Here is a 26358-nt window from a genome sequence, read left to right as displayed (position 1 = left end):
TACTCCAGGAAAATATATGAAAATTTTCATCGCGGGGGGAACCGGTTTCGTCGGCTCCTACCTGGTTGCCGAACTGCTCAACCGGGGACATAACGTTCGCCTTCTGGTGAGGAATACGAGCCGCTTCCCGAAGAGCGAAGGGGTAGAAACCGTTTCGGGCGACCTTCTTCATCCCGAAAGCATCGCCGGAAAAACCGCCGATTGCGACGCCGTTATCAACCTTGTGGGGATAATCCGCGAATTTCCTGCTAGAGGGATAACGTACGAAAGGTTCCATTTCGAAGCGGTAAAGAACCTTGCCTACGAAGCGGAAAGGTCGGGTGTTTCGAGATGGGTTCAGATGAGCGCGAACGGCGCGAGAATGAACGGCGTTTCAAATTACCAGTCCAGCAAGGCTAGAGGTGAGGAATTTTTAATGTCGACTCGCCTCTCACTGACGATATTCCGGCCATCGTTAATCTTCGGCAAACCGCCAGCAGGCGCAACCGAATTCTGCACACAGATGCTAGGCGTCCTAAAAAGCTCCCCGGTCGCCGTACTGTTCGGTAATGGCCGCTACGAGATGCAGCCTGTTCATGTAACGGACGTTGCGAGGGTATTTTCCCTTGCAGTGGAGAACGGAGGCTTCGGGGAGAATATTTACCATCTGGGGGGGCGTGACAGGTTCAACTATCGCACACTGCTCGATATGATCTGCGACGGGGCGGGTATCAACCGGCGGATAAAACTCCCAGTTCCTTACGGTCTCGTTCGCCCCGTGGTCTCGCTACTTGGGCGGTTTTCACACTTCCCCGCAACGGTGGACCAGACGGATATGCTGGTGGAGGGGAACGTCGTACCCGAAACGAAATACATCAAATCTTTCGGGATAGAACCTCTACGGTTTAGCAGGGAAAATATCTCCTACCTCAAAGGTGAGTGAAAAACAGGCTGAAAGTGAACGTGAAGTGTCGCTGATTATTTCAGGATCGCCTTGTGGTTGCCTGTACCGCCGCAGATTTCGCAGTTCTCCGCGAGATGAAACCTGTTCTCCACAACGCCATAACCCCGGCAGACAACGCACTGCTTATGCTCGAGGATAACCTTCTGAACGCGGTGCTTGTAAAAATTCACCGAGGCTCTTTTCTTTATTTTCTCCCTGACAAACGACATGTTGTGAACCGCTTTTTTCGGTTTCTTGGAAACCACATGATGCGGCTCTTTTTCCGTTTTACCAGGGGACCGCTCTCCCTTTTTCACTTTCTCCTCGTCGTCGCCAGCCATATGAAGAAGCTTGTCATAAGCCTCTCTTACAACAAGGAAAAGATCCCCCTTCTCCTTGTTCCTGTCGGGATGAAAATGAAAGGCATACCTGTGATACGCTTTCTTTATTTCACCAAGCGAGGCGCCCGGCTTTAGACCCAATATCCTGTAGTAATCAATCATGAACAACTCCGACCTTTATCACTTTATGATAAACCTAAAATTTGAAAACCTGCATGCTAATTCCGGCTTTGTAATTTTGAAGCTGTTTTGCTTCACCTTCTGCTCTTTACCCCGACCTTTTTGCAATACCGCTCTATCCTGCATTGCGAACAGAACGGAGAGACCGGGACGCAAAGATTCTGGCCGTATGTAACGAGAAGGTCGTTGTATTCGATCCAGAACTTTTTCGGGAGGATCCTCCTCAGCTCAAACTCAGATTCGTCCGGCACGGCGGTCTTGATGTACCCCCACCTGTTTGAAATTCTGTGGACGTGGATATCCACGCAGATACCCGGCTTCCCATACCCCAGCGTAACTACGAGATTGGCGGTTTTCCGCCCTACCCCCTTGATGGTCAAAAGCTCGTCGAGTGAATCGGGCACCCGGCCGTCATATTTTTCGAGAAGTACCCGGCAAACCGATATCACTGTCCGCGCCTTCACCTTGTAGAAACCTACCGGGTAGATGAGCTTCTCTATTTTCGATGGCGGGAGCGCCGCCAGTCTCTCCGGTGAATCTGCCACGGCGAAAAGCCTGTCGCATGCCGGGGCAGTGGTCTGATCCTTCGTGCGGAGAGATAGAAGAGTTGATATCAGCACCTTAAACGGGGAGCGCTCCTTCGCGTACTTCCCGACTATCGGCTCCTTGTACTTCGGGATCTCCTCGCGAAGGATATTCACGACTTTATCTATCGGGAAGCGTTCCATTATCGTTATATGAAGGCTATCCCGCTCGGCATGAGAAGGGAAATCACCGGCCCCGGGAAGTCATGTTGCGTGGGAAGATCGGAGAAAGAAAAAGGAAAAACCTGGCTAATCGCGCAGGTCGTCATCATCGCTGATGTATTTCAGAAGTTTGCCCCTCAGCCTCATCACGGCGCGTGTGTGGAGCTGTGATACGCGGGATTCGGTAATACCCAAAACCTCCCCTATCTCTTTCATTGTAAGCTCTTCGTAATAGTAGAGTGAAACAAGGAGCCTCTCCTTTTCGGGGAGCTGGTCTATGGCGCGAGCGATGATCGTTCGAACCTCATTGAGCCTTGCAAGTATCTGGGGATCGTTATCGGTAGACCCGGCGATTATCTCCATGATGTCCCGCTTCTCGCCATCCTTGTTTACACCGCCCAGCTCTTCTATGGAGAGTATCGGCATCGCCTGTGAGTCGGCCAGAAGCTTGTGGAAATCCTCTAGCGTAAATCCTAGCTCCGCCGCAACCTCATGATCCTCGGCAGGGCGCCCGAGACGCTGTTCAACAATGGCATATGCGCCTGAGATCTCCGTACCTTTCTGGCGGACGGAACGCGGTACCCAGTCCAGCGCGCGCAATTCGTCCAGGATAGCGCCGCGTATCCTTATTTCGGCGTATGTTTTGAACTGGGTCTCCTTGGTAGGATCGAATTTTCCGATAGCATCTATCAGCCCCATGACGCCGGCGCTTATCAGATCATCCAGCTCAATGTGCGGGGGGAGGCGTACAGCTATCCTGTGTGAAATAAACTTGACCAGCGGAGTATATTCCTCGATAAGGACGTCCGCTTCCTTCGTACCTAGTTTTAAACCTACCGGGGGCTGTGAATAACTTTTCTTCAATATATACCTCTAACGTTTATGAAAGTATAAATTCTATTTTTTCAATAGTAAAGCTGTTTCCTCGCAGTATCGGCACGAATACAAAACCGTTAAAACTCAAAAGAACTCCCCTTTTATCAATGAATTCAGATTTATAAAATACTGCTATTTTTGCATAGTTGCTAGATTAATCACTTTTCGGTATAATTTTCACCGTGTGTTGCCTGCGGGTCGCTGGGGAATTCTTTTTTTTTCTGTACCGGGAATTAACATATTGAAACAGCTCAAATCACTATATTCATTTTGTTCCAGACAGCCGGTTATGTTTCTCCCGGCGCTCGGCGCGATCACGGTCTTCATCCTTGATGCAATCTTTACCTCGGCGATAAATCTTGCAGATCCATCCTTCAGATTGGCAAATATAGGCAACGATATTGACATACCAACCTTCGCAAAATTCGCAACCGACCCGGAGATAATCGCGACAGAGTTTAAAAACCGCCTTCTATACTATTTCTCTGAACTTACGGTCACCTTCTTTTTCATTACAACGATTTTTGTCAGCTGTATTTTTATCCACGCCTCCCTGGCAGAGGCAGACATCAGCAGACCTCGCCTTGCCTTCTTGCTTATCCTGGTGCCGGGGATTGTTCTTTTTTATGTAAATTCCCAAACCTATAGATCATACGCGCTTATCGAAAACCTTCTGTCCACTCTTGAAAAATATTCGCAGGTCAACGTACAGATGATCAATAGACTGCAGTCTGGCATTTCGATCTTCGCGATATTTCTTCTTATTTCGGCCTTTTGCGCCGTTCTTATAAAAACCGACGGTGACAACAGCAGGATCATCGAACACCTGAGGATCCAGAGAAAAAGACTGATGGTTCTCCTCTACCTTGGCGCTTCACTTCTTGTAGCTGGAGTAGCGGCTATATATTTCGCGGACAGATGGATCGCGTCACTCCCCTCACAGATGTTCATCTCCGGAAACTACGCAAAAGCGATGACCGAAATAGTTAACGCACACACTTCGGTAAAGGGTTTCTTTTACACCATGCTTTTGCTTTCCATGTATGTCCCCGCAACATATATTTTCGAATTGAGGGGGGACTCCATCTACTATCTGGAAAATCCCGCTGGCACTCCCGAGCATAGAACTCAATGGCTAAAGGAGAACGGGGTGTTCATTTCACTCAAAGAATCGTTCGCAAATATAACGATCCTCTTTGCCCCTGTAATGGCCGGACTCTCAAGCACAGCAATAGAGACTTTAAAAGCGGCTCTCTTTTAGAAAAATACCTCCGCCCTGTGGCGGAGGCTATGAATTTGAAAATAACCGGAAACTATTCCCTGAGCGGCTCTACAAAGGACGGCAGATCATCCCGGAAAATCGCGTACAGAAGAACCACGAGGAACACGCAGAAAAACGAAACCGTGAAAAGACCCGCACCGAACTGCGCCATAAAAGCGAGTGATTCCTTTGCGGCATGCTTCCCCACCTCCGGAACGCTGTAGGCCACCAAGTACCAGAAAAGGGGATAAATATAACCTCCCAAACCGACACCAATGGATAAAAGCGTTTTAAAAAGTGGTTTAAGCCAGCTCCCCGCAATGACAAACATAAGCCCGATCGATATCGCGCCCAAGCCCTGGAAATGTTCATGCGAACGCTTGAGATATTTCCAGCCGTCAGCGACAGCATTTTCTATTTTCGCTTCATCGTCGGCGAAATGTGTCGAGGCGGCGGCCTTTACTTTCAAGTAACTCTTGATGTCATCTTCGCTCTTCCCGAAATGTATTCCGAGGTAAACCCCCATGAGTATGCTCAGTAACGCAAGAACAAGCCCCCACCTAACCGATTCGATATCAAGTTTTTCCAATGCTGTTTTCTCCTGAAAAAGGTTAATAGGTGAAAATTTAAGTAGTATTAAGAGATTGTAACCGAATTCCCTCTTTTCCCAAAATGAATCTCAGGATGCCTAAATCTTCCTAAACTGCTAAAATGCAACTATATTATAAGAAAGAGAGGAGAGGTTCCTTACAGCATTCTGAAACAATATGTAACATTTGCATGCTTAATCAGGCAATATACTTATCATTTCGATAGTGAGAAACAAACGGAACCTCAAAATATGATGGTAGCTGTTGACGTTCACTGCCGCACAACAAGAATTTGGCTGGGAGATGACGGAATCATCAGGATGGAAAGCCACCCTGGCGCCGAAGAAGCATTGAAGGACGCCATGGAAAATATCGCCGCTGGAGCAAGGTTGATGGATGGAAAAAAAGGGGTCGCGCTGGTAGATATCAGAAATATCAAATCGATTACCAAAAACGCGCGAGAATACTACTCCGGACCGGAAACCGCTGAGGTAACCAAAGCGTGCGCAATCCTCGTCGGCTCCCCGCTAACAAAAGTAATCGGGAATTTCTATATGCGGATCAACAAGACGATTTTCCCGCTCAGACTATTTTCATCCGAATCCTCCGCAATTTCATGGCTGAAAGGGTTCATATAATGAAGTTTCGCATGACCTCCAGTCAGAAGATACAATCCAAACAACATGACATGAAAGATTCGAAGTCATATGAACAGTCTGCCAGAAATAATTTTGAATCCGGAAGGGTGAAATTATCGTGCTGAATGGTTCAACTGAAAAAACTGAAATCGTTCTCAGAAACGGAAAGGTCTGGAGAGATGATAACGGGATAATCAGGTACACGGTATTAGAAGGAGTCGTAGAACGGATTGAAAATGCCAGGGAAATGATATCGGCGATAAGATCTATCACCGGCAATGAAAAACACCATACTCTTATAGATATCAGGGGGCTTAAATCTACAGACAAGGAGACACGCGACTATTACGCAAGCAAGGAGGTTTTCGAGGCGGCCAACGGAGGCGCGTGCGCTATTCTTGTAGGCTCTCCCATAACCGCGGTAATCGGCAATATGTTCATTCGGGTAAACACCCCTCTTTATAAGGTCAAGCTTTTTCACAGCGTAGAAAAAGCCTCCGACTGGCTCTTGGGGATGGAATGATGGAAATGAATACTGCGATGGTATTTGCCAACGAGATCTTTAAACGGGCAAAATCTGAAGGATGTTTGTTAGAGAATATTTTTACAATATCAAAAACGCTAACCATCAAAAGAGAAATAGTTGAAAGGCGCATGCAATGAGTCCTCATTCCGCCCAGGAAAAAGATACGCAAGAGGTAGTAAAAACTCGCGTATGGAAAATCTGGAGCGACGACTACGGCATCGTCTGGTCGCAATTTCTCCCCGGGGAGGAGCAGACGCTGGATGATGCGAAGGAATTTATCGACGCCTTGAAAAAATTTGCTCCAGGCGGCAATTCCGTCGGGCTAATTGATATCAGAAACGTGAAAAAGACAAATCACGAGGTGCGCGCATATTTCGCGAAGGAAGGAAAATATATCGGTCTTGCCTGCGCAATTTTGGTCGGCTCTCCGATGAGCTCCGCCATCGGTAATTTTTTCCTGAAAATCAATAAGCCAGATTTTTCTGCCAGACTTTTTCATACCGAAGCGTCGGCAATGAAATGGCTTAAAGGATTTATGAAATGACAACTGAAAATACCATGAACATTGCGTCCGAAGTCATCCAAACGCGCATAGCGTCCATTTGGCTTGGTAATGACGGGATAATCCGCTGTGTAAACCGCCCTGACTCAAATGAAACCTTGGAGGACGCCCAGGCCTTTTCATCCGCCGTAAAGAAATTATCGCCTGAAAAAATACACCCCGCGCTTGCGGATATCAGAAACATAAAATCCACGACCCGTGAAGCGCGAAGGCATTACGCATCCATCGCCCAGGAACTGGGGCCGGCATGCGCCATTCTGGTCGGCTCCCCGCTGACATCAGCTATCGGAAATTTTTTCCTGAAAATTGACAGACCGAATATCCCTACAAAACTGTTTTACACCGAGAACGCGGCGCTCCAATGGCTGGGAGGCTTCCTCAAATGAAGATGGAAAAAATAAATCAGAATGACCCCCGCTTCAACCGGATAATCGACCTCATTATGAACCTTGCCGAAGGTGATCTGGAATCTCGCGCAGAAGTATCCAACAAAGGGGACGAACTGGATGCAATTATCACCGGCCTTAATATGCTGGCTGAAGAACTTAAAGCAAAACAGGAAACTGAAAAATAGGATAATCATATGAGGGACTTTCAAATTGAAACAAGGGTATCGGTGATTCAGATTAATGAATTTAGCAACCAACTACCCAGAAAACAATGAATACGATAAATACGCGCGTCAGTTGCATCTGTATAGATGAAAACAATATCAGCCGCGTAAATATAAACGAAAACGCCGAGGTTGACCTGGCGGACGCAGAGGAGATAATCAGCACCATTTTGAAAATCAGGGGCGGGGAAATATTGCCTGTATGCATCGATATACGCAAACTTAAATCCATATCGAGGGAAGCTCGGCAATATTTCGCAAGTGACGACAGGCCTCGCGTGGGTAACGCAGTGGCGCTAGTTGTCGAATCGTCCACAACGCGTGTCATAGGGAATTTCTTTCTAGGACTTAACAAACCGAGCTACCCGCTGAAGATTTTTCAAAACGTAAATGATGCAACAGGGTGGCTGAAGGGATTTTTCATATGAAAACGAAAAAGATTAAAAGACATATCTCTGGATGAACATGAATAACGTCAACAGCCGAATAATAACTACCCGTACCGCCAGGCAGTGGCTTGGCGACGACGGCATCGGCCGCCGAGTAAACCTTCCGAACTCAAAAGAGAGCCTTTCCGATGCTATTGAAAATATCGCCGCCTGCGCGGAACTCTGCGGAGGCAGCAAAACTCTCGCCCTGATAGATTGCAGAGGCATGAGTTCGATTTCAAGGGAAGCGCGCGAATATTACGCGGGGGAAGAAGCCAGCAAAATAACCAAAGCTTGCGCCATACTGGTCGACTCTCCACTTACCAGGCTAATAGGAAATTTCTTCATGAGGGTCAACAGGACCACATACCCTATCAAACTCTTTACGTCGGAGAAAGACGCGCTAATCTGGCTGAGAGGAATTTAAAAGTGAAATATAAGACAAGAATATCAAACAATCCCAAACTTGAGGAGATATACATGCTGATATTCAATATTGCTAGCGGCAATTACGATGTTCGCGGCAATACCTCTTCCAGGGGGGACGAACTTGACGCCGTAATTACCGCTCTCAACATGCTTATAGAAGAACTAAAGGCAAAAAATGAACTTAAATCCGGCAGCAACAACTAATACCGATATGACAACTTATGACAAGCATGTTACCGACACAGTCGACATCTGGCTCGACGAAAACGGAATAATCTGGATGGTAGACCACAAGGGAGCCGAGGAAAGGATTGAACACGCAAGGGAAAATGTAGCGACTGTCTGGAAGGCAAGCGGAGGGATAAAACGCCCGGTGCTGATAGACATCCGCCAACTGAAATCAATCACAAGGGAAGCGCGTGAATATTATGCGGGGGAGGAAGTAGCCAATTTCGGGTCTTCGGTAGCACTGCTAACGTCATCCCCAGCCACAAAAGTTATTGGAAACTTTTTTCTGAAATTCAATAAACCCACATTGCCTTTTCGCATTTTTACTTCCGAGCTGGAGGCGGTACACTGGTTGAAAGGATTCATATGAAAAACAAGAATAAATTGCCGGACATACTCACCAAAACGTCCAACATTTCACTTGGCGAAGATGGAATTTTACGCCAGACTTTTTTGCCCAGCGCGGAGGAGACCGAAGACACGGCGAAGGAAAACGTGGAAGCGATGCTTTCCTTCATTAATCAGATGAATATTGAGGAAAATAAAAGATGCCCTATTCTAGTCGATGGACGCAATATACGATCGATTACGAAGAGTGCGCGCAACATTTATCAAAACGAAGGACGCGCCGTTTCCTTAGTTGCCGCCGCTCTGCTTGGAGGTTCCAAAGTATCTATGTTGATAGGGAATTTCTTTATCGGTTTCAACAGGCCAAACCACCCTATACGACTCTTTACATCTGAAGAAAAAGCGATCGAATGGCTGGAGGTCTTTAAATGACGCATGATTCAATCTCCCCACCCGAAGGGATTTCGGTTTTTAAAACCAGGATCGCGATCTTCTGGTTTCAGGAGGACGGAATCCTTAGAATACTTGTCAAACAGGATGTTGAAGGCACCGTTAGCGACTTGAGGGAACTTATCGAACTTATCTTTGAGAAATCAAAGGGAAAACTTTACCCGGCACTTATCGATATCCGCAGCATGAAAACATTTCCAAGGGACGTGCGAAAATATTTTGGAAGAGATGATAGACCAAGAGCCGGCATTGCTTCAGCCTATCTGGTTCAATCAACATTAAGCCGCCTATTCGGAAACCTCTTTTTATCCCTTGGAAAATCCGTTATCCCCACCAAGGTTTTTACCTCCGAAAAGAGCGCGTTGGAATGGCTGGAAGGATTCAGGAATGGATAAAATGGTAAAACATCTATCGGAAAAGGGAATGGACAACATTCTCGACCTCATATTCCGTCTCGCCGCCGGCGAACTTGACGCGCGCGGAATTCCCTCCGATGAAGGAAACGATCTCGACGCGATCCTCACGGGACTTAACATGCTCGCCGAGGAGCTTTCCGCAATTACAGAAGAGCGAAAAAGAGCGGAAGACGCCTTGATAGTATCCGAAAACAAATACCGCACACTGGTGCATGACGCGCGGGACGGGATATGTCTTACCGACGCGGATGGAAATATAGTCGAAACGAACAGGCAGTTAGCTCAAATCATCGGGCATGAATTTGAGGAGTTTTCAGGGAAAAAATTTACCGACTTCATCGCCAAAGAGCAGTACAAGCTTGCCGATAAAGCATTGAAAGACGCCCAAGGGGGTAGTGTATCGCTGTTTGAGGGAACACTTGTCTGCAAAAACGGCAATGACGTTCCTGTTGAGGTCAAATCAAGCTTCGTTGAATACGAGGAACACAAAAAAGGTGTTATCTCGATAATAAGGGATATAACCGAAAGGAAAAAAAACGAAGAAAGATTGCGCCTCGCGAAAAACGAAGCTGAAGAAGCCACAAAGTTAAAAGATAAATTCATCTCATTGGTGGCGCACGATCTTCGCTCTCCGCTCTCCACAATGATCGGATTCCTTGAGCTATTGAACGATGGCAAAAACGCAGGTTTGGATGACTTTTCGAGGGATATCGTTGCGCGGGCCATAAAAAGCGGAAACAGCATGATAAAACTCATAGAGGAAATTCTCAACGTGAGCCGCATTAAAAGCGGAAAGATATCGCCAAAACTGCGGTTTCTGGACGCCTCAATTATTGCGTTAAAGGTCTCGCACGATCTGGAACTTCTCGCCGGGAAAAAGGGGATAATACTTAAACATGAAATTCCTACGCGTACCCGCATATACGCGGATGAAGCCCTTTTTCAGGAAGTGATACAAAACCTTATTTCCAACGCTATTAAATTCTGCGCAAAGGGGGATACCATCAGGATCTTCGTGCCGGAAGGGGATCCTTGCGCAATCGCCGTTTCCGATACCGGGCCCGGCATACAACCGGAGAGGATCAATCATCTCTTCAGTTACGACCGGAAAACATCAACAGAAGGTACAGCCGGTGAAACAGGCACAGGGCTGGGACTCCCCCTTAGTTACGACATCATGCTTGCGCATGGCGGTGTGCTGGAGATCGATTCCAAACCTGGAAAGGGAAGCGTTTTTACCGCGAAACTGCCTGAAGTGAAACCGGTTGTACTTATTGTCGATGACGAGGAATTTATCCGCACGCTCCTTCGCGGAAGAATATTAAGCCTGAACACTGTTGTACTCGAAGCAAATGACGGTGAAGAAGCTATGGAAAAAATTGCCAAACATAAACCAAACCTCGTGATAACCGACCTGCAGATGCCGAAGACGGACGGTCTGAAGGTTCTTGAATTCATTAAAAGCAATCCCGATACAGCCCATACACCGGTCATAATTCTTACCTCGAATTCCGATATGGAAACACGTGACAGAGTAGTACGCTTGGGCGCCGACGACTTCGCTACAAAACCGATCGTTATCAACGATTTCATTCCAAGGATAAGGCGATACCTGATCTAACGTTTTTCGACAATCGTCTTCAAAAAGTGCTATACTTCCCGATTAATTATTTTTAGACTATTGGTATAGACACCATCATATTGGAGCAACATATATGTCCCATAAGGAACAGATTAGAAACATTTGCGTAATAGCACACGTTGATCACGGTAAAACCACATTGATCGACGCCCTTCTGAAACAATCGGGAACCTTCCGCGCCAACGAAAAAGTGAACGAACGCGTAATGGACGCAAACGACCTTGAAAAGGAACGCGGAATAACCATCTTTTCGAAAAACGCTTCCATACGGTGGAAGAACGTGAAGATAAACATTGTTGATACCCCAGGCCACTCCGACTTCGGCGGGGAGGTGGAAAGAATTCTTGGTATGGTGGATTCCGCACTCCTTCTGGTAGACGCCGTTGACGGCCCGATGCCCCAGACAAGATTCGTTTTGCAAAAGGCGCTGAAGCTCGGCCTTGCTCCGATAGTGGTCATTAACAAAACCGACAGGCCCGATGCCAGACCGGACTGGGTGCTGAACAAGGTATTCGACCTTTTTGGCTCTCTTGGGGCCAACGACAAACAGCTAGAATTCCACACAGTTTACTCCTCGGCAAAAGGTGGCTTCGCAATGCTCGACCATACAAAACCGGGAACAAACATGGAACCTCTCCTAGATTCAATACTGGAAAAGGTCGCCCCGCCGGAAGTTGATGAAAAAGGGACATTCCAGATGCTTATTACATCAGCCGAATACAGCGACTATCTCGGAAGGATGGCTATTGGAAAGATAAACCGCGGCTCCGTAAAGGTGGGCCAGGAGATAGCAAGAATCGACCTGAAAGGGAACATAATCAAATCCCCTATTGTGAAAATATTTACGTTTGAAGGACTGAACAGAAAAGAGGCCGAATTCGCACTGGCTGGGGATATTGTCATGCTTGCAGGGTGCAAGGAATTCGAGATAGGCGAAACCCTTGCCGATGTTCACATGCCGGAGCCTCTACCCGCGGTCATAGTAGACAAACCGACCATTTCAATGAACTTTTCTCCGAACACATCCCCATTCGCCGGAAGGTCGGGGGACAAGGTTACCAGCCGGCATCTGCAGGAACGCCTCGAAAGGGAAGTAAAGAGCAATCTCGCCCTGAAATATGAAAAAGGTACCGAAGGGGATTCTTTCAAGGTATCCGGCAGGGGCGAACTGCATCTCTCCATCCTTATCGAAACGATGCGGAGGGAAGGATACGAACTTTCCGTGTCAAAACCGGAAGTTATCACGCATATAAAGGATGGGCAACGACTTGAACCTGAGGAGTTTGCCATTGTCGACGTCGATGGAGATTTCGCCGGAAAGGTGATAGAAAAATTCGGCAAGAGAAAAGGCGAACTTAAAAACATGGAAGCGATGCCGGATAACAGGCAGAGGCTCGAATTCACGATACCGGCCCGCGGCCTTCTTGGAATTTACGGTGAACTGCAAACCGAAACCAAGGGAACCGCCGTAATTACCCATACTTTCCATAACTACATTCCGTGGGTAGGGCCGATCCCTTCCCGCTCAAACGGAGTCCTTATCAGCATGGACGAAGGGAAGACGAGCGCCTACTCACTTGAAAAACTTTCCGACAGGGGCGAACTCTTCATAGGCCCCGGCGTGGATGTTTACGAAGGTATGGTCGTCGGCGAATGCAACAGACCGGTTGATATGGTCGTAAACGTATGCAGAGGAAAAAAGCTTACCAATACCCGCGCCGCCGGAAACGACGATATGATAAAGCTCACACCTCCAAGAATACTGTCGCTGGAGCAGACCCTTGAATATCTTAACGACGACGAGCTTGCTGAAATAACTCCCGACGCGCTTAGGATCAGGAAACGTCATCTGAAGGAAGAGGACAGAAAGAGAAGCAAAAAAGTAGCTGCTTCTGCATAGCAGTTTTATCCGGGTCCTTTTCGATTTGGCCCGATAACCTTTTTTGCCAACCTGAGCCTGACCGGGTAATATCATGCGATGTTGGGACTGCCGGGAAAAACGGACTAAAAGTGTCGATGCTCTCTTCCACGAATGACAACCGTAAAATGCTCTCGTGGGCATTCTACGACTGGGCAAACTCCGCTTTCTCCACCACTGTCATAGTTGGTTTCTTCCCGATCTTTTTCAAACAGTACTGGAGCGCGGACGCCGATGCCGTGGAGAGCACTTTTTGGCTCGGCGCCGCCAATTCAGCCGCTTCCGTCCTAGTGGCCATATGCGCCCCCGTGCTGGGAACGATCGCCGACAAAGGCTCGTTCAAGAAAAAACATCTTCTCGCTTTTGCCGGAATGGCGATAGTCATGACCGGCGTGCTCCCTTTCATTGCCAAGGGAAACTGGCAGATTGCACTCCTCATCTACATCATGGCAATCACCGGATTCTCCGGCGCAAACATTTTTTACGATGCCCTGATAGTCGACGTCTCTCCAAAAGATAAACTGGAACGTGTCTCTGCAATCGGTTACTCCCTCGGCTATTTGGGTGGCGGGCTCCTCTTCGCTCTGAACGTAGCGATGGTCCTCTCACCCGCTACTTTCGGCCTTGCCGATTCATCCGAAGGGGTGAAGTGGTCGTTTGCCTCCGTGGCGATATGGTGGGCCATATTCTCCATCCCCCTACTCCTCTTCGTAACGGAACAGCCGCGGACAGGTGTAGTTTACAGTGCGGCTCTGGTAAAGAGCGCGTTTAAACATCTGGCAGAAACGTTCAAAAGCATACGCCAGCATAAAACAGTTTTCGTTTTTCTCCTCGCATACTGGCTCTATATAGATGGGGTATACACGGTGAATAAAATGGCTGTCGCATACGGTATCGACATCGGTCTTAAAAGCGATACCCTCATATCGGCTCTACTTCTCACTCAATTCGTAGGCTTTCCCGCCGCCTATCTCTTCGGAATTATCGGTGAAAAATATGGCCCGAAAAAAGGGATCTACCCCGGCCTTGCCATATACACGATCGCGGTAATATGGGGCTACTTCATGTCCTCGTCATGGGAGTTCTATTTCCTGGCCGGAGCAATCGGAATTGCTATCGGCGGTGTGCAATCACTCTCCCGCGCGTTTTTTGCCAGACTCATCCCCTCTGAGAAGGCAGGTGAATTTTTCGGATTCTACAACGCGCTTGGAAAACTCGCCTCGATACTCGGTCCGGTACTGATGGGATCGGTCGGCCTTCTCACCGGAAGCGTACGGCTCGGCATCATGGCGACTGGTCTCCTCATCATAGCTGGAGGCACACTCCTCTACTTCGTGGACGACAACACGGGCAAAGCGTAAAACACACCCTCTTTTTAAACTTGCTGGCACAACATTTACATGGGCCAAATTAACCTTTGAATAAAACCTGCAAATCACAATTCGGTAATCAAGTGATTTACCAAAAATGCCGATGTAACAGTATGCGGTACTATTCATTCCTTGTTCTGACGGCATTGATCATTGCCGGATGCTCCTCCACTCCGAAACAGTATTTCAAATCGGGACTCAACACTAAATTCACTTCGCAACCTCAACAGCCGTTTAAGGAGTACATCGAGCAGAGTGAGCGGATGATAGCCAAGGCACGAACTGACCTAAATGACGAAAACTTTGAAAAGATAATGGATGCAGTCTCACCTTTCGAACTCCTACCTGGTAAAGAATGCGCCCAGGAGGCTCCTGGTAAATATAAGAATGGAATTCTGCTTATCCATGGATTTCTCGATTCGCCATACCTTGTAAAAAGCATAGCAAAACATTTTCATTCCCGCTGTTTTCTCGTTAGGGCGATCCTCCTCCCCGGACATGGAACGGTTCCCGCCGATATCATCAACACCTCTCACGTGGAATGGCTAAAGGCGACCGAATACGGCGTCTATCGCCTTCGCAACAGGGTGGATAACTTGTTTATCGGAGGCTACTCCACAGGGGGCACCCTTTCCATTCACTCTGCGCTGAAGCACAGAGGGGAGTTCAAAGGGATATTCCTCTTTTCTCCGGCGGTAAGGATCAACTCAATATTTACCCCGCTCGCGGAAAAGGTCTCCTTTTACAAGCGTTGGCTGATTACTCATGAAGACGCCGACTACGCAAAATATGAATCAATAAGCATGAATGGAGTCGCTCAGGTATACGAAGTAACCAGAAAAGTGAAAATGCTTCTTCAGAGCGGGAAGGAGATCGATACCCCCGTTTTCATGGTCATTTCACTTGACGATACGACAGTCGACCCATGGGAGTCGATACGCTTTTTCAAAAAAAGCGCGACATCCCCGAAAAGCAGAGGATATGTATATATGGTATCTCCGAAGAAACAGAGGTTTGGCGATCTACGCCTTTTCGCGGTGAACAGTTTTTTTCCGGATGAGCATATAGCCGACATCTCCCATGTATCCATTACAATTCCTCCTGATGACCCTCACTACGGGAGATACGGTGATTACGCCTACTGTATCCATTATCTGGAAAATCCAAAGAAATTATTGGAATGTAGGCAGGGGGGGCGCGACATCTGGTACGGCGAAACCGGGATCATGAACCAATATAAATATGTTTTGCGCCGCCTTACGTTCAATCCGAATTACGACAAGCTGATAAAGGATATCGACAGGTTCATCGATAACACGCAATAGGGAATATCTACTTCACCTCTTCCACTACCAAAAGATTTGTGCTCCCCTTTACCCCCATTCGTATGCCGGACGTGATAACCACTCTATCGCCGTTCTTTAAAAACCTTTTCTTCTTGAGGATTTTAAAGATCTCGGAAACTGTTTTATAGAATCCGTTCTGGAATTCGAGATGGAACGCGGTGACCGCACGCACCAGCGAAAGTTTTCGCATCGTCGCCTCGTGCCGGGTAAAAGCGAAGATCGGCACGTTCGGATGAGGGGAGGCAACCCGCTTCACGGAGTGCCCCGACTCGGTGATAGCGATAATAGCGTTCGCTGACAGAAGCTCCGCAAGCCTGCAGGCGGAGTAGGCTATCGCCCTATCGGTCGGGGGGAGCATCTCGCGCCTCCACTCCCACGGCGGTATCCTGTGCTTCGAATGCTGGTACCTCTCCATCTCAAGAGCGGCGGCGGTCATCTGCGATACAGCCTCGACCGGATACTTCCCTGTCGCTGTTTCGGCGGAGAGCATTACCGCATCGGCGTAGGCCCGAACCGAGTTGGCCACATCCGATACCTCCGCGCGTGTTGGGCGCCGGTTGGTGATCATCGACTCCATCATCTGCGTTGCGACAATCACCGGCTTGGAAAGATAGAAACACCTCTGCAAAATATCGAGTTGAATGACCGGAACCCTGCTGGCAGGGAGCTCCACTCCCAGATCTCCGCGGGCTATCATCACCCCGTCAGCCTCGGAAATTATCTCCGCTATGTTTGCAACCGCCTCGTGGCGCTCTATCTTCGCGATTATCTCGACCGATGGCGAGGTCCTGTTGATCCTCTTTCTTAATTTGGCGATATCGCCGCCGCTCCTCACAAAGGAGAGGGCGACAAAATCGACCCCCGCTTCCAGCCCCGCCTGGAGATCGCCGTAATCCTTCTTGGTGATCGGTTCCGCCGATATGGAAACTTCGGGGAGATTTATCCCCTTCTTGTCTTTAAGAACACCGCCGAAAAGAACCTTGGCCGCAACTCTCTTCCCCTTCTTGGAGATAACCTTGAGCGCAAGATTGCCGTCGTCGAGAAGTATGCGGCATCCTGCCTCAACGTCGTTATGGAACTCGGGATATTGAACCGGTATGAACGTCCCGTCCCCCTTTTTCAATGTGGTCTGGAGTATCACCTTGTCACCCTTTTTTAGGGTCATGCTCCCACCCGGAAATTCCCCTACCCTGATCTTTGGGCCCTGAAGATCGAGCATCACCGCGACTGGTCGTTGAAGCTCCTTCCCAATGGAATGGATAAGTGATGTGATCCCCCCTATCTTCTCCCTCGGGGTATGCGACCCGTTAATCCGAAAGATGTCTGCTCCTGAAAGGATCATTTTTTTAATGGTAGACGAATCGTTCGATGCCGGCCCGAGGGTGGCAATTACCTTGGTCTTTTTCATTGTACCTAGTCTATAGGAAAAGTGGGGATACCAGTACTCCCGATTGGGAATCAATATCTCGCACTATTCGGCGGAGAAGGGGGAATGAGGTCCCGGATTCAGGACGCTTTATAAAAAAAATGCCGGAACCCGTATGTGCAAGTCATGATGCGATTCCAGGGTTCCGGCTGGTTGTGTATTCTATTTTCTTGGTTGAGCCTGGCTCTTTGGGAATTAGTATTTATCCCAAAGATTCGTGCTGGTGTTGTAAATCATCCAGCTGAATGCGTCCTGGCCAACCAGTATATTTTTTCCGCGAAGCTCAATTGCCTGCGAAGCGCCTGCACCGAGAACAACGACCAATGCAAGAGCCAATACTGAAGCAGTTACTTTTCTCATTTTGAAACCTCCTGATGTTTTGTTAATGTTTGTGCTTTTCAGCCTTTCTTATGTCTTGTGATAGATAAGTTGCAACTGGCGTGCCAACGAAAAATGCTTTAGATTTCAATACTATAGCTATCTTCACTTTATGAAGTAGAGGCACATACGTTACATTTTCCTAAAACGTTGCTACGCAATCGATACGTATATGGCGCATCTACCTGTATTAGCATCTCTAGTATTTTAGTAGGATATGATGTATATACCGCAGAACGGCGGCGGGAATGGCGTTCCTTCTACTTTTAATTGTTAACTCACTGATTATTTTACGAGTATATCAAATCTATTTCATTTGGGTATCTTTGTCGGTTTTATAGTATTATATATTATATATTGAATGCCGTAATATCCAAATTCAAATAAAAGCGCCTCTGGCCCGTGATTCTAGACTGACATATTGCTGTCCAATCGGTCAGCGTTATATGTCCTATTATTTCAATCTGATATAAAACGAAAAAATCTTTCGAAAATAACGATCAAGATTTGCGGTTTTTATCTTTAAATTTGGAATTCGAAAAAGTTATCCACAGTTTGTCTGTGGATAACTTATGCCTGACATCCGTTAAATATTGCGCCTTATAATTCAGCGGGTTACAAATATATTAAGGCCGTTCACATCCATGGAATCGGCTAACCAGATGATTTTACGCTAATTAAAGGTTTCCCGTAGCTCTTCCAGCTTTTTTAGTGCCGCTCCGTTGTCAACCGACCTATTTGCCAGGGCGATAGCTTCTTTCAGATTGGGAGCCCCCTCTCCGGCGACAATGGCAAGCGCAGAATTTAGGATAGCGATATCCCTTTTCGCCCCCTTCTCCACACCTTTCAGGATATTGAGGGTAATAGTGGCATTTTCCTTCTGGTCCCCCCCCTTTAAATCCTCGCTTTTACATAGGGTAAAGCCGAACTCCTCGGGATTTAGTGTCCAGTTCTTTACCACGCCGTCTTTCAGTTCCGAGACTTTCGTCGGCCCTGTGAGGGTAGCCTCATCGAGGCCATCCGAACCGTGAACGACGAAAACATGCTGGCTTCCGAGCCTTTTCAGGACATTGGCGAGCGGTTCCGTGAGGTAATCTGAGTACACCCCTATCACCTGATGTTTGGCCCCCGCTGGGTTGGTCAGCGGCCCGAGGAGGTTGAAGATGGTCCTGATACCTATCTCCTTTCTCGGTCCTATCGCATGCTTCATGGCGGAGTGGAGTAGCGGCGCGAAGAGGAAAGCTATGCCATGTTTATCGAGTGATTTTTCCACTTTCCCGACATCGGCCTCGATATTCACACCGAGCGATTTCAGCACATCGGCGCTCCCCGACTGGCTGGATACCGAGCGGTTCCCATGTTTGGCCACCTGCAGACCGACACCGGCTGTTATGAAAGCGGCGGTAGTTGAAATATTGAAGGTCCCCGAGCTGTCTCCGCCTGTCCCACAGGTGTCGACGACCGAAAGATGGGGATGGGCGATCTTCACCGCTTTTTCCCTCATGACGATAGCCGCCCCGGCAATCTCCTCAATTGTTTCACCTTTCAGCCTCAGCGCCACGAGAAAGGCCCCTATCTGGGCTGGGGTAGCGAGACCGGACATGATCTGCTCCATGATCTCGACCATCTCCTCCTCTGACAAAGATTCACCGCCGACTACCTTGGAAATAGCCTCTTTTATATCCATATCTCCTCCCCTCCTACTGCCTTAACAGTTGCCAAGAAAATTCCTCAATATCGATTTCCCCTCAACGGTCAAAATCGATTCCGGATGGAACTGAACCCCCTCAATATTGTATTCCCTGTGCCTGACCCCCATGACGACATCCTCCCCTGTCACTGTCGCGGTTATCTCCAGCTCGTCCGGTATGGTATCCCGCCGGGCAACAAGTGAATGATACCTGGTGGCTGTAAAGGGTGAAGGGATCCCTTTGAATATCCCTTTGCCATCATGGGTAATTTGCGAAGTCTTGCCATGCATCAGGTTATCCGCCTTGACGATTTCCGCGCCGAAAGCCTGGCATATTGACTGGTGGCCGAGACAGACGCCGAGAATCGGAAATACCCCTTTGAGCCTGGTTACCACTGAAATCGAGATACCCGCGTCCTTTGGAGTGCATGGACCGGGGGAGATAACTATCCCTTTCGGCTTCATCTCTTCCATCTCATCGACGGTTATTTCATCGTTCCTGAAAACCTTGACCTCCTCCCCCAGTTCCAGAAGGTACTGGACGAGGTTGTAGGTAAACGAATCGTAATTGTCCAACACCAAAACCATGCGAGGTATTATAAGTAGAATTCAGCCCAAATACATTAGGTTATTGATTCTGATATCCAATATAATCAGACCGCAATGATCCACCCTGCAAAGATCATCCATGAACCGGCTACCTGAACTGCTTAAATCGCAATTTACATAAATTGCGGTAAAGTGATATTTATATACCAAACCTGGGTTTACAGATTGTTGGAGTTTTTCCGACCTTTTTTGAGTATCTTCTCGATTTGTAATATTATGTAAATGAAAAGCATATTTTCTTGCAAAGAAATTTATGTTTGATGTAAAAGTAACAGAGACGCAAAGAATAATTACTTTTCACCACAACTTCGAATACGCAGGAAAATTTGGATGAATACAAAATCGGTTCTTTCTCTTATAGCCCTTTTAGGTTTGATAATATTTGCTACCTTCTCCCTCTTCCCGGACAGGTTCTATTCCCCCGGTGACCTTCATGCGAAACATGCGAATATACAGGATTGTGGAGATTGCCATAAGACCTTCGAAGAGCCGGGCGGAGTTTCCTGCACATCAGCAAAATGCCACGATAATGCCGCCTGGGGAGAAAAAAAGGGGATCTTCACCGGGCACCTGAAGACTGACGGCTGTCTGAGATGCCATACAGACCATAAGGGGACGACAGCCAAGATCACGACCGTTGAAGCCCATCAAAACATCAGCAAGGATACCAACTGTCTTGAGTGCCACCGCCTCGGTGAGAAACATACTGCCGTCAAGGTTCAGGACTGCAAGAACTGCCATGTGATGGATGCCTGGCGACCCGCTAAATTCGACCACGCCGTTGTCGGCAAGGACGGGAACTGTCAATCCTGCCATCCGATAACCGCAAAGCATGTCATCACCACGGCTACCTGCGTAGCGTGCCATACAACCAAGAACTGGAAGGTAACCTCCTTTGATCACAAAACTCTCGGCAGTAATGACAGTTGCGAAGTTTGCCATAAACTGCCGCTAAAACATATGGCTTCAAAGGATGACTGCAAACTTTGTCACGGTACAAAGAACTGGAAGACAATTTCTTTCAGCCATTCATCACTCACCTCCGGTACCGCATGTTTTACATGTCACCAGTTGCCGGCTCGGCATGTGGAATCGAGGGAAGATTGCGTCAAATGCCATTCTACGAAGAAGTGGAAACCGGCTGTATTCGATCATGGAAAGATCCGCTCTGAAGACGACTGCCTCTCCTGCCACAAACTGACGCCTAAACATTTCCAGACCAGCGGGAACTGCGGCAAATGTCATGGCACAAAAAAATGGAAGCCGGCTAAATTCGATCACAGGGAATTGAACCGTCGGAGCGACTGCCTCTCCTGCCACAAGCTCACTCTTAAACATTTCCCAACCAAAGAAAATTGCGGCAAATGCCACTACACGGAAAAATGGAAACCAGCCGATTTTGAACACCGGTTCCCCATACAGCACCGCTCAAAAAGGAAAACAAATACATGTGAAACGTGCCATCCGGTATCCCTTGATAAATATGACTGCTATTCCGGGTGTCACGACCATACCGAAAGAAGCGTAGCCAGAGAGCATCGCGAAGAGGGGATAAGGGATTATTCGAACTGCGTGAAATGCCACCCTACCGGAAGGGAACATGAGGGGGAAGGTCGAGGAGGCGAAAGAAAAAGCCGGGAACACGATGACGATGACGAACATGACTTCAGACTATTCAAGCGGGGCCGCGATCACGATGACGATGATTAAGGAAAGCAGAGGCTGTTCGGTCCTCTGCCCGCCGATATCAAACTTAGAAAGATAGAGACGAAATCATATGAATTCGGATTTGTGCAGATAAAATATCGTGTAGTGAAATAGCGAACTGTGGCTTTAACATTTCTGCTTTGAACTTGAATCGGTAAGCGAAAGATATATTTCCGGAATATCTTTTCGATTTTTTAATGATGAAGGTTTTTCCGTATCCCCTTGAGCCATGCCAAAGCCGCTGGTGAACCGTGCCACAACTCCTTCAGTAACGACCCGGCCCATGCATCGAGCATCATGCCCGATATCTCCTCGTATGGCGGGATTTTTTTAGGCAAATCCTTTTCACCGGATAAATAGTGGAAAACACCGGGGAAGTTCTTCAAGGCAAACAAAATCTCATCGTGCGCCTCCTCGAAACGACCCTCTTTAAAATAGTGAAGCCCCTTTACCCAAGGGAGCGCAACACCTTTATCCCCGTAGCTTGTAGATAAAAATTTATCCAGGACAAACCCCTTCCCAAGCTCCAGCAATCGAGCGGCAAGGATCTGCACAGCGCCAAGCTTGTCGTTTTCGTCGAGGCGAATAACTTTCCAGTAATAGCCGAGAGAAGATTCATGCTCCCCCATTTCCCAGAGGGTATCCCCTGCCCCCTTCAATGAGATGAGGTATGGATGTCTTTCCAGTTCAGAATACTTCTTCCCGAAATCGGCTATATTTGTACGGGTGAAAAATTCCCCGCTATCCACACCCTTCTTGAAATAACCAAACTTCTCGACAGCGCCTCTGGCCTTCTCGAGGGCAAGGATATTGAACGCGGCTGAACAGTGAGGAAAAACCGAAATCGCCTCCTCCGCGAGGCGTATCTTCTCCTTTTTATCCGTTACCGACGTTGCAACGGTTATTAGATAATTGGCGATACGGATATTTTCAAGCTCCGTCGACTCCCTCCCACCCGGCTCATGGAAAGCACGCTCCCTTTCCGAGGCGGAGGCTACCTTCTTTACCTTCATCCGCATCAGCCTGAACGGCATAGCATTGATGCGGTTCCCTTCGCCCCGCGATTCCCTCCATTCGTCGAGGGAAATTATCTTCGCCAGAGTTAAGCGCTCCTTCTTGTTCTCCTGCCCGCTTGCCAAACTGCTCCTCCTGCATGGATAGAGATCCGGGAATCGATTGCAAAACAGTGCTGCCATTCCCGGCTCGCTCCTGCTAACTATAGTTTAATACGGAAGGGTGCAAATCGGCTCTGTAAAATTTAATTGGAAGGAAAACTTTAGGAAAACAGATTTCTGGTCAAGGGAAGATTTTTCCGGGATTGAGGATATTATCCGGGTCAAAGGCCTTCTTTAGCGCCTTGCTGATCTCTATGGTTCCTCTACCAAGCTCCTTTGCTATGTAAGGTTTTTTCGCTACCCCTACCCCATGTTCCCCCGAAATGGTTCCATCCAGTTCAAGCGTAATATCGAATATTTCGTCCACTATTTCTAACGCAAGACGGTATTCGTCTTTCTTGTTCTGATCCGTCATTACATTCACATGAATATTCCCATCCCCCGCGTGGCCGAAGTTTACGATTGGTATTCCGCTTTTTTCCGATAGCCGATCAAGGCGCTCCATGAGATCGGCAATTCTGTTCCGCGGTACGGTAATATCCTCGTTGATTTTGGTCGGACTCAGTTTCCGCAGTGAAGGGGAGATGGAGCGCCTGATCTCCCAAAGTTTCTCGGCCTCAATTTTTGTAGATGCAAGATCGAATTTTACAGCACCGCTGGAGAGACAGATCTTTTCCACATCATCCATCTCCCTTTTCGCGTTCTCTTCTTTCCCGTCGGTTTCTATAAGGAGCATTGTCTCCCCTCTGGAAGGGAGAACCAAACCGGTGAATTCGGTTACACAATTCAACGCGGTTTTATCAATATACTCAAGTGTCCTCGGCCTGATCCCTTTTTGAAGTATCAGAATTGCCGCATCAGTCGCTTCCCTTCTCCCCGGAAAAAATACGGCAGAAGTGAAAACCTTCTCAGGTATCGGCACCACCTTCAATCGGATCTTTGTGATAACCCCGAGAGTACCTTCAGAGCCGACCAGCAGTTTTGTCAGGTTGTACCCAACTACACCTTTTTCGGTTTTTATTCCTGTCTCGATTATATCCCCATTCGGGAGGATCGCGGTTAATCCCATTACATAATCCGCGGTGACTCCATACTTCACCGCGCTCGGACCCCCGGCCCCTGTCGAAACGTTCCCCCCGATAGTGGAACTTTTTAGCGAAGCGGGATCGGGGGGGTAGAACAACCCCTCCTTGGCAAGGAGTGCGCCCAGCTCGGCATTCACAATCCCGGGTTCAACTTCCACAAAAAGACTCTCACGGTTGAGATTCAATATTCGGTTCATTTTCGTAAATACCAGAACGACACCTCCCGATATCGGAACGGCGCCACCGGCAAAACCGGTCCCGGCCCCTCTAGGGGTGACAGGGATTTTGTACTTCGAGCAGATTTTCATGACTGCCGAAACTTCTTCAGCACCCTCCGGGAAGACGACACAATCCGGAAGGTGTGTACGTTTTGTGGCATCGAAGGCATACAGGAGAAGATCGCTCTTTTCTGTGGTTGCGCTTCTGCATTTTGACCGTATCTCGGATATGGCCGACCCTATCCGCTTTGACCAATCGGAGCTGTCGGTGAAGTTTGTGAAAGTCGAAAAATCTTGCTCGCCCATTGGTAAAGAATAGCTGAAAAGGTGGAGCGATAGAAAAATATCTAGGGACGGAGTTTGCAGGATCAAACAATCCCCAAAAAATAGCGCCAAATAAAAAACCCGAAACACGAAGCGGAAACAGTAAAATAAGCATATTCGCTGACCGAACGGTTAGTTATTCGATTTACGCCTATTTATACAAAAATTATGTTACAGTTCATCTGCTTTTGCACCATTCGCCAAAAAATATTTTGGAAAAATCCCAATTAAAATTTATCGAATAGCAACATTTGAAATATTGATACAGTAAATAGCGTGTCACTGGTTCGATTATGAATAGTTGAACGGATCAAACCAGGAAAAAAATCGACAAAAATTGCAAAGTTTATGTGATAATAGCCGATAGTATCTTATTGGTACCGGTATAAACAGGGAATATAATAACAAATACAAATGGATATAAAAGACGAAAATACTTCAACCGACAACTTCAAAAAGGCAGTCGCCATACTGGAAGGGAGGTGGAGCATACAGATTCTGCATGAATTACATTCAGGGAAAAAACGATTCAACGAACTAAAAAACGCCCTGGAAGGGATCAGCCCGAAAATTCTTTCCACAAGACTCAAGGAGCTGGAGCGGGAAGGGATAATAATAAAGACTATCTACCCTGAAGCTCCCCCGAGAGTGGAATACTTTCTGTCACCAAAAGGGACACACTTCGATAAAATAGTTCAAGCCATTACCGAGTGGGGCGGAATCCTGAAAAAGGAAAAAGTTTCGGCAATGACCCTCGAACTCCATTATTGAAAGGGAATCGGAACCCGTATTTATTTTATCGTCACTGATTCAATAAATATGCTTTCGAGAGGATTATCCCTGTCGTCCCTTTCGGATGAAACAATTTTATCTACCACATCCATCCCCTTTGTAACTCTCCCGAAGGCCGAGTACTGTCCATCGAGATGCGGGGAATCCGCAACCATTATAAAAAACTGGGAGCTTGCAGAATTCGGGTCCTGCGATCTCGCCATCGAAACTATGCCTCTTGCATGTTTTGTATCGTTAAACTCCGCGTCGACATTTTTGCCGGATCCGCCATATCCTGCGGTTGAGCGATCACCATCCTTGGTATTGGGGTCCCCACCCTGGATCATGAAGCCGGGGATCACGCGATGAAAGTAGGTACCATCGTAAAAACCTTCGCTCCCGAGGCTAATAAAATTCTCTACATGTTTCGGTGCTTTTTCGGGTAAAAACTCCAATTCAATTTCGCCTAGTGTAGTTTTTAAAATAGCGCTTTTACCGTCGGTTAGTTTTTCACTTTTCTTTTTTGCCATATCCCTGCCTAAAATTTAAAAATTATAGAATTTTCTACATCTTCTGGATCGTGACCGATTCCAGGATTACCTTTTCAACCGGGTTATCATACTGATCTTTTTTTGCATTAACTATCTTGTCTACCACTTTCATCCCTCTTCTCACTCGCCCGAAGACGGAGTATTGACCATCAAGATGCTGGGCACGGGCGACCATGATGAAAAACTGAGAACTTGCCGAATTTGGATCCCTGCTCCTTGCCATCGAAACGATCCCTCTGTTGTGAGGGATATCATTGAACTCCGCCTGAAGGTGCGTCCCGGAACCCCCCATTCCGTCATTTGTGCGATCTTCATCCTTGGTATTCGGATCTCCCCCCTGGATCATGAAGCCGGGAATCACCCTGTGAAAATATGTGCCGTTATAGAATCCCTTTTTTGCAAGTTTTTTGAAGTTTTCGACATGTTTTGGGGCCTTTTCTGGAAAAAATGAGATAACTATAGTTCCAAGCGAAGTTTTTAGGAATGCGACCTCTTCGCCGGTTCCAAGCTCTTCATCGGAAGCCGCCGAGCCTGATCCGGCTTTTCCAACCTGTTCGGAAAATGAGTTCTGCGGAAAAATGAACAGACAGCCAACAAACGCAAAAATCCAGAAATATCGGTACTTCATCTTCTCTCCTATTAAATACTCTTCAA

Annotated in this window: 31 protein-coding genes; 19 read left to right on the top strand and 12 right to left on the bottom strand. The window is 47.6% G+C overall.

All coding sequences use genetic code 11. The annotated features are described in order from the left end of the window. Positions 1-16 precede the first annotated feature (16 nt). Positions 17-922, top strand: a complete 906-nt coding sequence (locus tag OEY64_05850) for an NAD(P)H-binding protein (protein MDH5542469.1) — start codon at positions 17-19, stop codon at positions 920-922. A gap of 35 nt (positions 923-957) precedes the next feature. Here OEY64_05850 and OEY64_05845 read toward each other — a convergent pair whose 3' ends face one another. The 3 genes from OEY64_05845 to OEY64_05835 all read right to left on the bottom strand — a co-directional run bounded on the left by OEY64_05845 (position 958) and on the right by OEY64_05835 (position 3053). After that, positions 958-1425: a J domain-containing protein gene (locus tag OEY64_05845; protein ID MDH5542468.1), complete on the bottom strand. Its 468-nt coding sequence runs from the start codon at positions 1423-1425 to the stop codon at positions 958-960. A 92-nt stretch (positions 1426-1517) separates the two neighbouring features. Continuing rightward, complete coding sequence (locus OEY64_05840) at positions 1518-2171, bottom strand: endonuclease III (GenBank protein ID MDH5542467.1); 654 nt, start codon at positions 2169-2171, stop codon at positions 1518-1520. Positions 2172-2276: 105 nt separating this feature from the next. Then, positions 2277-3053 (bottom strand): FliA/WhiG family RNA polymerase sigma factor, encoded by a 777-nt coding sequence (locus OEY64_05835; GenBank protein ID MDH5542466.1) that lies wholly within the window; start codon positions 3051-3053, stop codon positions 2277-2279. A gap of 253 nt (positions 3054-3306) precedes the next feature. Here OEY64_05835 and OEY64_05830 point away from each other — a divergent pair, with 253 nt between their 5' ends. Continuing rightward, positions 3307-4326 (top strand): hypothetical protein, encoded by a 1020-nt coding sequence (locus OEY64_05830; protein ID MDH5542465.1) that lies wholly within the window; start codon positions 3307-3309, stop codon positions 4324-4326. 52 nt (positions 4327-4378) lie between these two features. On the opposite strand, the gene OEY64_05825 is transcribed toward OEY64_05830, so the two are convergent. Further along, entirely contained in the window at positions 4379-4915 is a 537-nt protein-coding gene (locus OEY64_05825; protein ID MDH5542464.1) for a hypothetical protein, read from the bottom strand. A 252-nt stretch (positions 4916-5167) separates the two neighbouring features. On the opposite strand from OEY64_05825, the gene OEY64_05820 reads away from it, so the two are divergent. The 15 genes from OEY64_05820 to OEY64_05750 all read left to right on the top strand — a co-directional run bounded on the left by OEY64_05820 (position 5168) and on the right by OEY64_05750 (position 15809). Continuing rightward, the gene (locus OEY64_05820; GenBank protein ID MDH5542463.1) at positions 5168-5554 is read left to right on the top strand and encodes a hypothetical protein; all 387 of its coding nucleotides are present in this window, start codon (positions 5168-5170) and stop codon (positions 5552-5554) included. Positions 5555-5672: 118 nt separating this feature from the next. Continuing rightward, positions 5673-6077, top strand: a complete 405-nt coding sequence (locus OEY64_05815) for a hypothetical protein (GenBank protein ID MDH5542462.1) — start codon at positions 5673-5675, stop codon at positions 6075-6077. Positions 6078-6213: 136 nt separating this feature from the next. Further along, the gene (locus OEY64_05810; protein ID MDH5542461.1) at positions 6214-6624 is read left to right on the top strand and encodes a hypothetical protein; all 411 of its coding nucleotides are present in this window, start codon (positions 6214-6216) and stop codon (positions 6622-6624) included. Further along, positions 6621-7028, top strand: a complete 408-nt coding sequence (locus OEY64_05805; protein ID MDH5542460.1) for a hypothetical protein — start codon at positions 6621-6623, stop codon at positions 7026-7028. Before OEY64_05810 ends, OEY64_05805 begins: the two co-directional genes overlap by 4 nt. Beyond that, positions 7025-7216, top strand: a complete 192-nt coding sequence (locus tag OEY64_05800) for a HAMP domain-containing protein (protein MDH5542459.1) — start codon at positions 7025-7027, stop codon at positions 7214-7216. The genes OEY64_05805 and OEY64_05800 overlap by 4 nt, the downstream gene beginning before the upstream one ends. A gap of 86 nt (positions 7217-7302) precedes the next feature. Then, entirely contained in the window at positions 7303-7683 is a 381-nt protein-coding gene (locus tag OEY64_05795; GenBank protein ID MDH5542458.1) for an STAS/SEC14 domain-containing protein, read from the top strand. 37 nt (positions 7684-7720) lie between these two features. Next, positions 7721-8110, top strand: a complete 390-nt coding sequence (locus tag OEY64_05790; GenBank protein MDH5542457.1) for a hypothetical protein — start codon at positions 7721-7723, stop codon at positions 8108-8110. Positions 8111-8112: 2 nt separating this feature from the next. After that, positions 8113-8316 (top strand): hypothetical protein, encoded by a 204-nt coding sequence (locus tag OEY64_05785; protein MDH5542456.1) that lies wholly within the window; start codon positions 8113-8115, stop codon positions 8314-8316. Beyond that, complete coding sequence (locus OEY64_05780; protein MDH5542455.1) at positions 8288-8710, top strand: hypothetical protein; 423 nt, start codon at positions 8288-8290, stop codon at positions 8708-8710. The genes OEY64_05785 and OEY64_05780 overlap by 29 nt, the downstream gene beginning before the upstream one ends. Continuing rightward, entirely contained in the window at positions 8707-9120 is a 414-nt protein-coding gene (locus tag OEY64_05775) for a hypothetical protein (protein ID MDH5542454.1), read from the top strand. Before OEY64_05780 ends, OEY64_05775 begins: the two co-directional genes overlap by 4 nt. Next, on the top strand, positions 9117-9533 hold the full coding sequence (locus OEY64_05770; protein MDH5542453.1) for a hypothetical protein: 417 nt from the start codon (positions 9117-9119) through the stop codon (positions 9531-9533). The genes OEY64_05775 and OEY64_05770 overlap by 4 nt, the downstream gene beginning before the upstream one ends. Further along, positions 9526-11175, top strand: a complete 1650-nt coding sequence (locus OEY64_05765) for a response regulator (GenBank protein MDH5542452.1) — start codon at positions 9526-9528, stop codon at positions 11173-11175. The genes OEY64_05770 and OEY64_05765 overlap by 8 nt, the downstream gene beginning before the upstream one ends. 94 nt (positions 11176-11269) lie before the next feature. Then, the gene (gene typA / locus OEY64_05760) at positions 11270-13096 is read left to right on the top strand and encodes a translational GTPase TypA (GenBank protein MDH5542451.1); all 1827 of its coding nucleotides are present in this window, start codon (positions 11270-11272) and stop codon (positions 13094-13096) included. Between the two features lie 116 nt (positions 13097-13212). Beyond that, the gene (locus OEY64_05755) at positions 13213-14475 is read left to right on the top strand and encodes an MFS transporter (protein ID MDH5542450.1); all 1263 of its coding nucleotides are present in this window, start codon (positions 13213-13215) and stop codon (positions 14473-14475) included. A 122-nt stretch (positions 14476-14597) separates the two neighbouring features. Further along, positions 14598-15809, top strand: coding sequence for an alpha/beta hydrolase (locus OEY64_05750; GenBank protein ID MDH5542449.1), 1212 nt, complete (start codon positions 14598-14600; stop codon positions 15807-15809). A 7-nt stretch (positions 15810-15816) separates the two neighbouring features. On the opposite strand, the gene pyk is transcribed toward OEY64_05750, so the two are convergent. The 4 genes from pyk to OEY64_05730 all read right to left on the bottom strand — a co-directional run bounded on the left by pyk (position 15817) and on the right by OEY64_05730 (position 19912). Next, positions 15817-17238, bottom strand: a complete 1422-nt coding sequence (gene pyk / locus OEY64_05745) for a pyruvate kinase (GenBank protein MDH5542448.1) — start codon at positions 17236-17238, stop codon at positions 15817-15819. Positions 17239-17451: 213 nt separating this feature from the next. Continuing rightward, positions 17452-17616, bottom strand: a complete 165-nt coding sequence (locus tag OEY64_05740; GenBank protein ID MDH5542447.1) for a hypothetical protein — start codon at positions 17614-17616, stop codon at positions 17452-17454. Positions 17617-18307: 691 nt separating this feature from the next. Beyond that, positions 18308-19321 (bottom strand): anthranilate phosphoribosyltransferase, encoded by a 1014-nt coding sequence (gene trpD / locus OEY64_05735; GenBank protein MDH5542446.1) that lies wholly within the window; start codon positions 19319-19321, stop codon positions 18308-18310. A 21-nt stretch (positions 19322-19342) separates the two neighbouring features. Then, a complete protein-coding gene (locus OEY64_05730) occupies positions 19343-19912 on the bottom strand; it encodes an aminodeoxychorismate/anthranilate synthase component II (protein MDH5542445.1) in 570 nt (189 codons plus the stop codon). A gap of 351 nt (positions 19913-20263) precedes the next feature. Between OEY64_05730 and OEY64_05725 the strand changes: the two genes are divergently transcribed. After that, entirely contained in the window at positions 20264-21643 is a 1380-nt protein-coding gene (locus OEY64_05725; GenBank protein MDH5542444.1) for a cytochrome c family protein, read from the top strand. A gap of 191 nt (positions 21644-21834) precedes the next feature. Here OEY64_05725 and OEY64_05720 read toward each other — a convergent pair whose 3' ends face one another. Together OEY64_05720 and OEY64_05715 are read right to left on the bottom strand one after the other, a co-directional pair. Next, on the bottom strand, positions 21835-22779 hold the full coding sequence (locus OEY64_05720; protein ID MDH5542443.1) for a hypothetical protein: 945 nt from the start codon (positions 22777-22779) through the stop codon (positions 21835-21837). A gap of 157 nt (positions 22780-22936) precedes the next feature. Continuing rightward, positions 22937-24364 carry an FAD-binding protein gene (locus OEY64_05715; protein MDH5542442.1) on the bottom strand — a complete coding sequence of 476 codons (1428 nt, stop codon included), beginning with the start codon at positions 24362-24364 and terminating at the stop codon, positions 22937-22939. A 432-nt stretch (positions 24365-24796) separates the two neighbouring features. Between OEY64_05715 and OEY64_05710 the strand changes: the two genes are divergently transcribed. Continuing rightward, the gene (locus OEY64_05710) at positions 24797-25153 is read left to right on the top strand and encodes a helix-turn-helix transcriptional regulator (protein ID MDH5542441.1); all 357 of its coding nucleotides are present in this window, start codon (positions 24797-24799) and stop codon (positions 25151-25153) included. A gap of 20 nt (positions 25154-25173) precedes the next feature. On the opposite strand, the gene OEY64_05705 is transcribed toward OEY64_05710, so the two are convergent. Both OEY64_05705 and OEY64_05700 read right to left on the bottom strand, forming a co-directional pair. Beyond that, complete coding sequence (locus OEY64_05705; GenBank protein MDH5542440.1) at positions 25174-25683, bottom strand: peptidylprolyl isomerase; 510 nt, start codon at positions 25681-25683, stop codon at positions 25174-25176. 34 nt (positions 25684-25717) lie between these two features. After that, positions 25718-26332: a peptidylprolyl isomerase gene (locus tag OEY64_05700; GenBank protein MDH5542439.1), complete on the bottom strand. Its 615-nt coding sequence runs from the start codon at positions 26330-26332 to the stop codon at positions 25718-25720. Positions 26333-26358 lie beyond the last annotated feature (26 nt).

The organism is Nitrospinota bacterium, assembly GCA_029881495.1.
GTDB lineage: Bacteria > Nitrospinota_A > UBA7883 > JACRGQ01 > JACRGQ01 > JAOUMJ01.
This window is presented reverse-complemented; position numbering and strand designations above follow the sequence as displayed.

Bases quoted from the DNA above. Each gene is read 5' to 3' on its own strand.
- OEY64_05850 (MDH5542469.1), top strand. From the start codon at position 17: ATGAAAATTTTCATCGCGGGGGGAACCGGTTTCGTCGGCTCCTACCTG.
- OEY64_05845 (MDH5542468.1), bottom strand. From the start codon at position 1,425: ATGATTGATTACTACAGGATATTGGGTCTAAAGCCGGGCGCCTCGCTT.
- OEY64_05840 (MDH5542467.1), bottom strand. From the start codon at position 2,171: ATGGAACGCTTCCCGATAGATAAAGTCGTGAATATCCTTCGCGAGGAG.
- OEY64_05820 (MDH5542463.1), top strand. From the start codon at position 5,168: ATGATGGTAGCTGTTGACGTTCACTGCCGCACAACAAGAATTTGGCTG.
- OEY64_05810 (MDH5542461.1), top strand. From the start codon at position 6,214: ATGAGTCCTCATTCCGCCCAGGAAAAAGATACGCAAGAGGTAGTAAAA.
- OEY64_05805 (MDH5542460.1), top strand. From the start codon at position 6,621: ATGACAACTGAAAATACCATGAACATTGCGTCCGAAGTCATCCAAACG.
- OEY64_05800 (MDH5542459.1), top strand. From the start codon at position 7,025: ATGAAGATGGAAAAAATAAATCAGAATGACCCCCGCTTCAACCGGATA.
- OEY64_05795 (MDH5542458.1), top strand. From the start codon at position 7,303: ATGAATACGATAAATACGCGCGTCAGTTGCATCTGTATAGATGAAAAC.
- OEY64_05790 (MDH5542457.1), top strand. From the start codon at position 7,721: ATGAATAACGTCAACAGCCGAATAATAACTACCCGTACCGCCAGGCAG.
- OEY64_05780 (MDH5542455.1), top strand. From the start codon at position 8,288: ATGAACTTAAATCCGGCAGCAACAACTAATACCGATATGACAACTTAT.
- OEY64_05775 (MDH5542454.1), top strand. From the start codon at position 8,707: ATGAAAAACAAGAATAAATTGCCGGACATACTCACCAAAACGTCCAAC.
- OEY64_05770 (MDH5542453.1), top strand. From the start codon at position 9,117: ATGACGCATGATTCAATCTCCCCACCCGAAGGGATTTCGGTTTTTAAA.
- OEY64_05765 (MDH5542452.1), top strand. From the start codon at position 9,526: ATGGATAAAATGGTAAAACATCTATCGGAAAAGGGAATGGACAACATT.
- typA (MDH5542451.1), top strand. From the start codon at position 11,270: ATGTCCCATAAGGAACAGATTAGAAACATTTGCGTAATAGCACACGTT.
- OEY64_05755 (MDH5542450.1), top strand. From the start codon at position 13,213: ATGCTCTCTTCCACGAATGACAACCGTAAAATGCTCTCGTGGGCATTC.
- OEY64_05750 (MDH5542449.1), top strand. From the start codon at position 14,598: ATGCGGTACTATTCATTCCTTGTTCTGACGGCATTGATCATTGCCGGA.
- pyk (MDH5542448.1), bottom strand. From the start codon at position 17,238: ATGAAAAAGACCAAGGTAATTGCCACCCTCGGGCCGGCATCGAACGAT.
- OEY64_05740 (MDH5542447.1), bottom strand. From the start codon at position 17,616: ATGAGAAAAGTAACTGCTTCAGTATTGGCTCTTGCATTGGTCGTTGTT.
- trpD (MDH5542446.1), bottom strand. From the start codon at position 19,321: ATGGATATAAAAGAGGCTATTTCCAAGGTAGTCGGCGGTGAATCTTTG.
- OEY64_05730 (MDH5542445.1), bottom strand. From the start codon at position 19,912: ATGGTTTTGGTGTTGGACAATTACGATTCGTTTACCTACAACCTCGTC.
- OEY64_05725 (MDH5542444.1), top strand. From the start codon at position 20,264: ATGAATACAAAATCGGTTCTTTCTCTTATAGCCCTTTTAGGTTTGATA.
- OEY64_05715 (MDH5542442.1), bottom strand. From the start codon at position 24,364: ATGGGCGAGCAAGATTTTTCGACTTTCACAAACTTCACCGACAGCTCC.
- OEY64_05710 (MDH5542441.1), top strand. From the start codon at position 24,797: ATGGATATAAAAGACGAAAATACTTCAACCGACAACTTCAAAAAGGCA.
- OEY64_05705 (MDH5542440.1), bottom strand. From the start codon at position 25,683: ATGGCAAAAAAGAAAAGTGAAAAACTAACCGACGGTAAAAGCGCTATT.
- OEY64_05700 (MDH5542439.1), bottom strand. From the start codon at position 26,332: ATGAAGTACCGATATTTCTGGATTTTTGCGTTTGTTGGCTGTCTGTTC.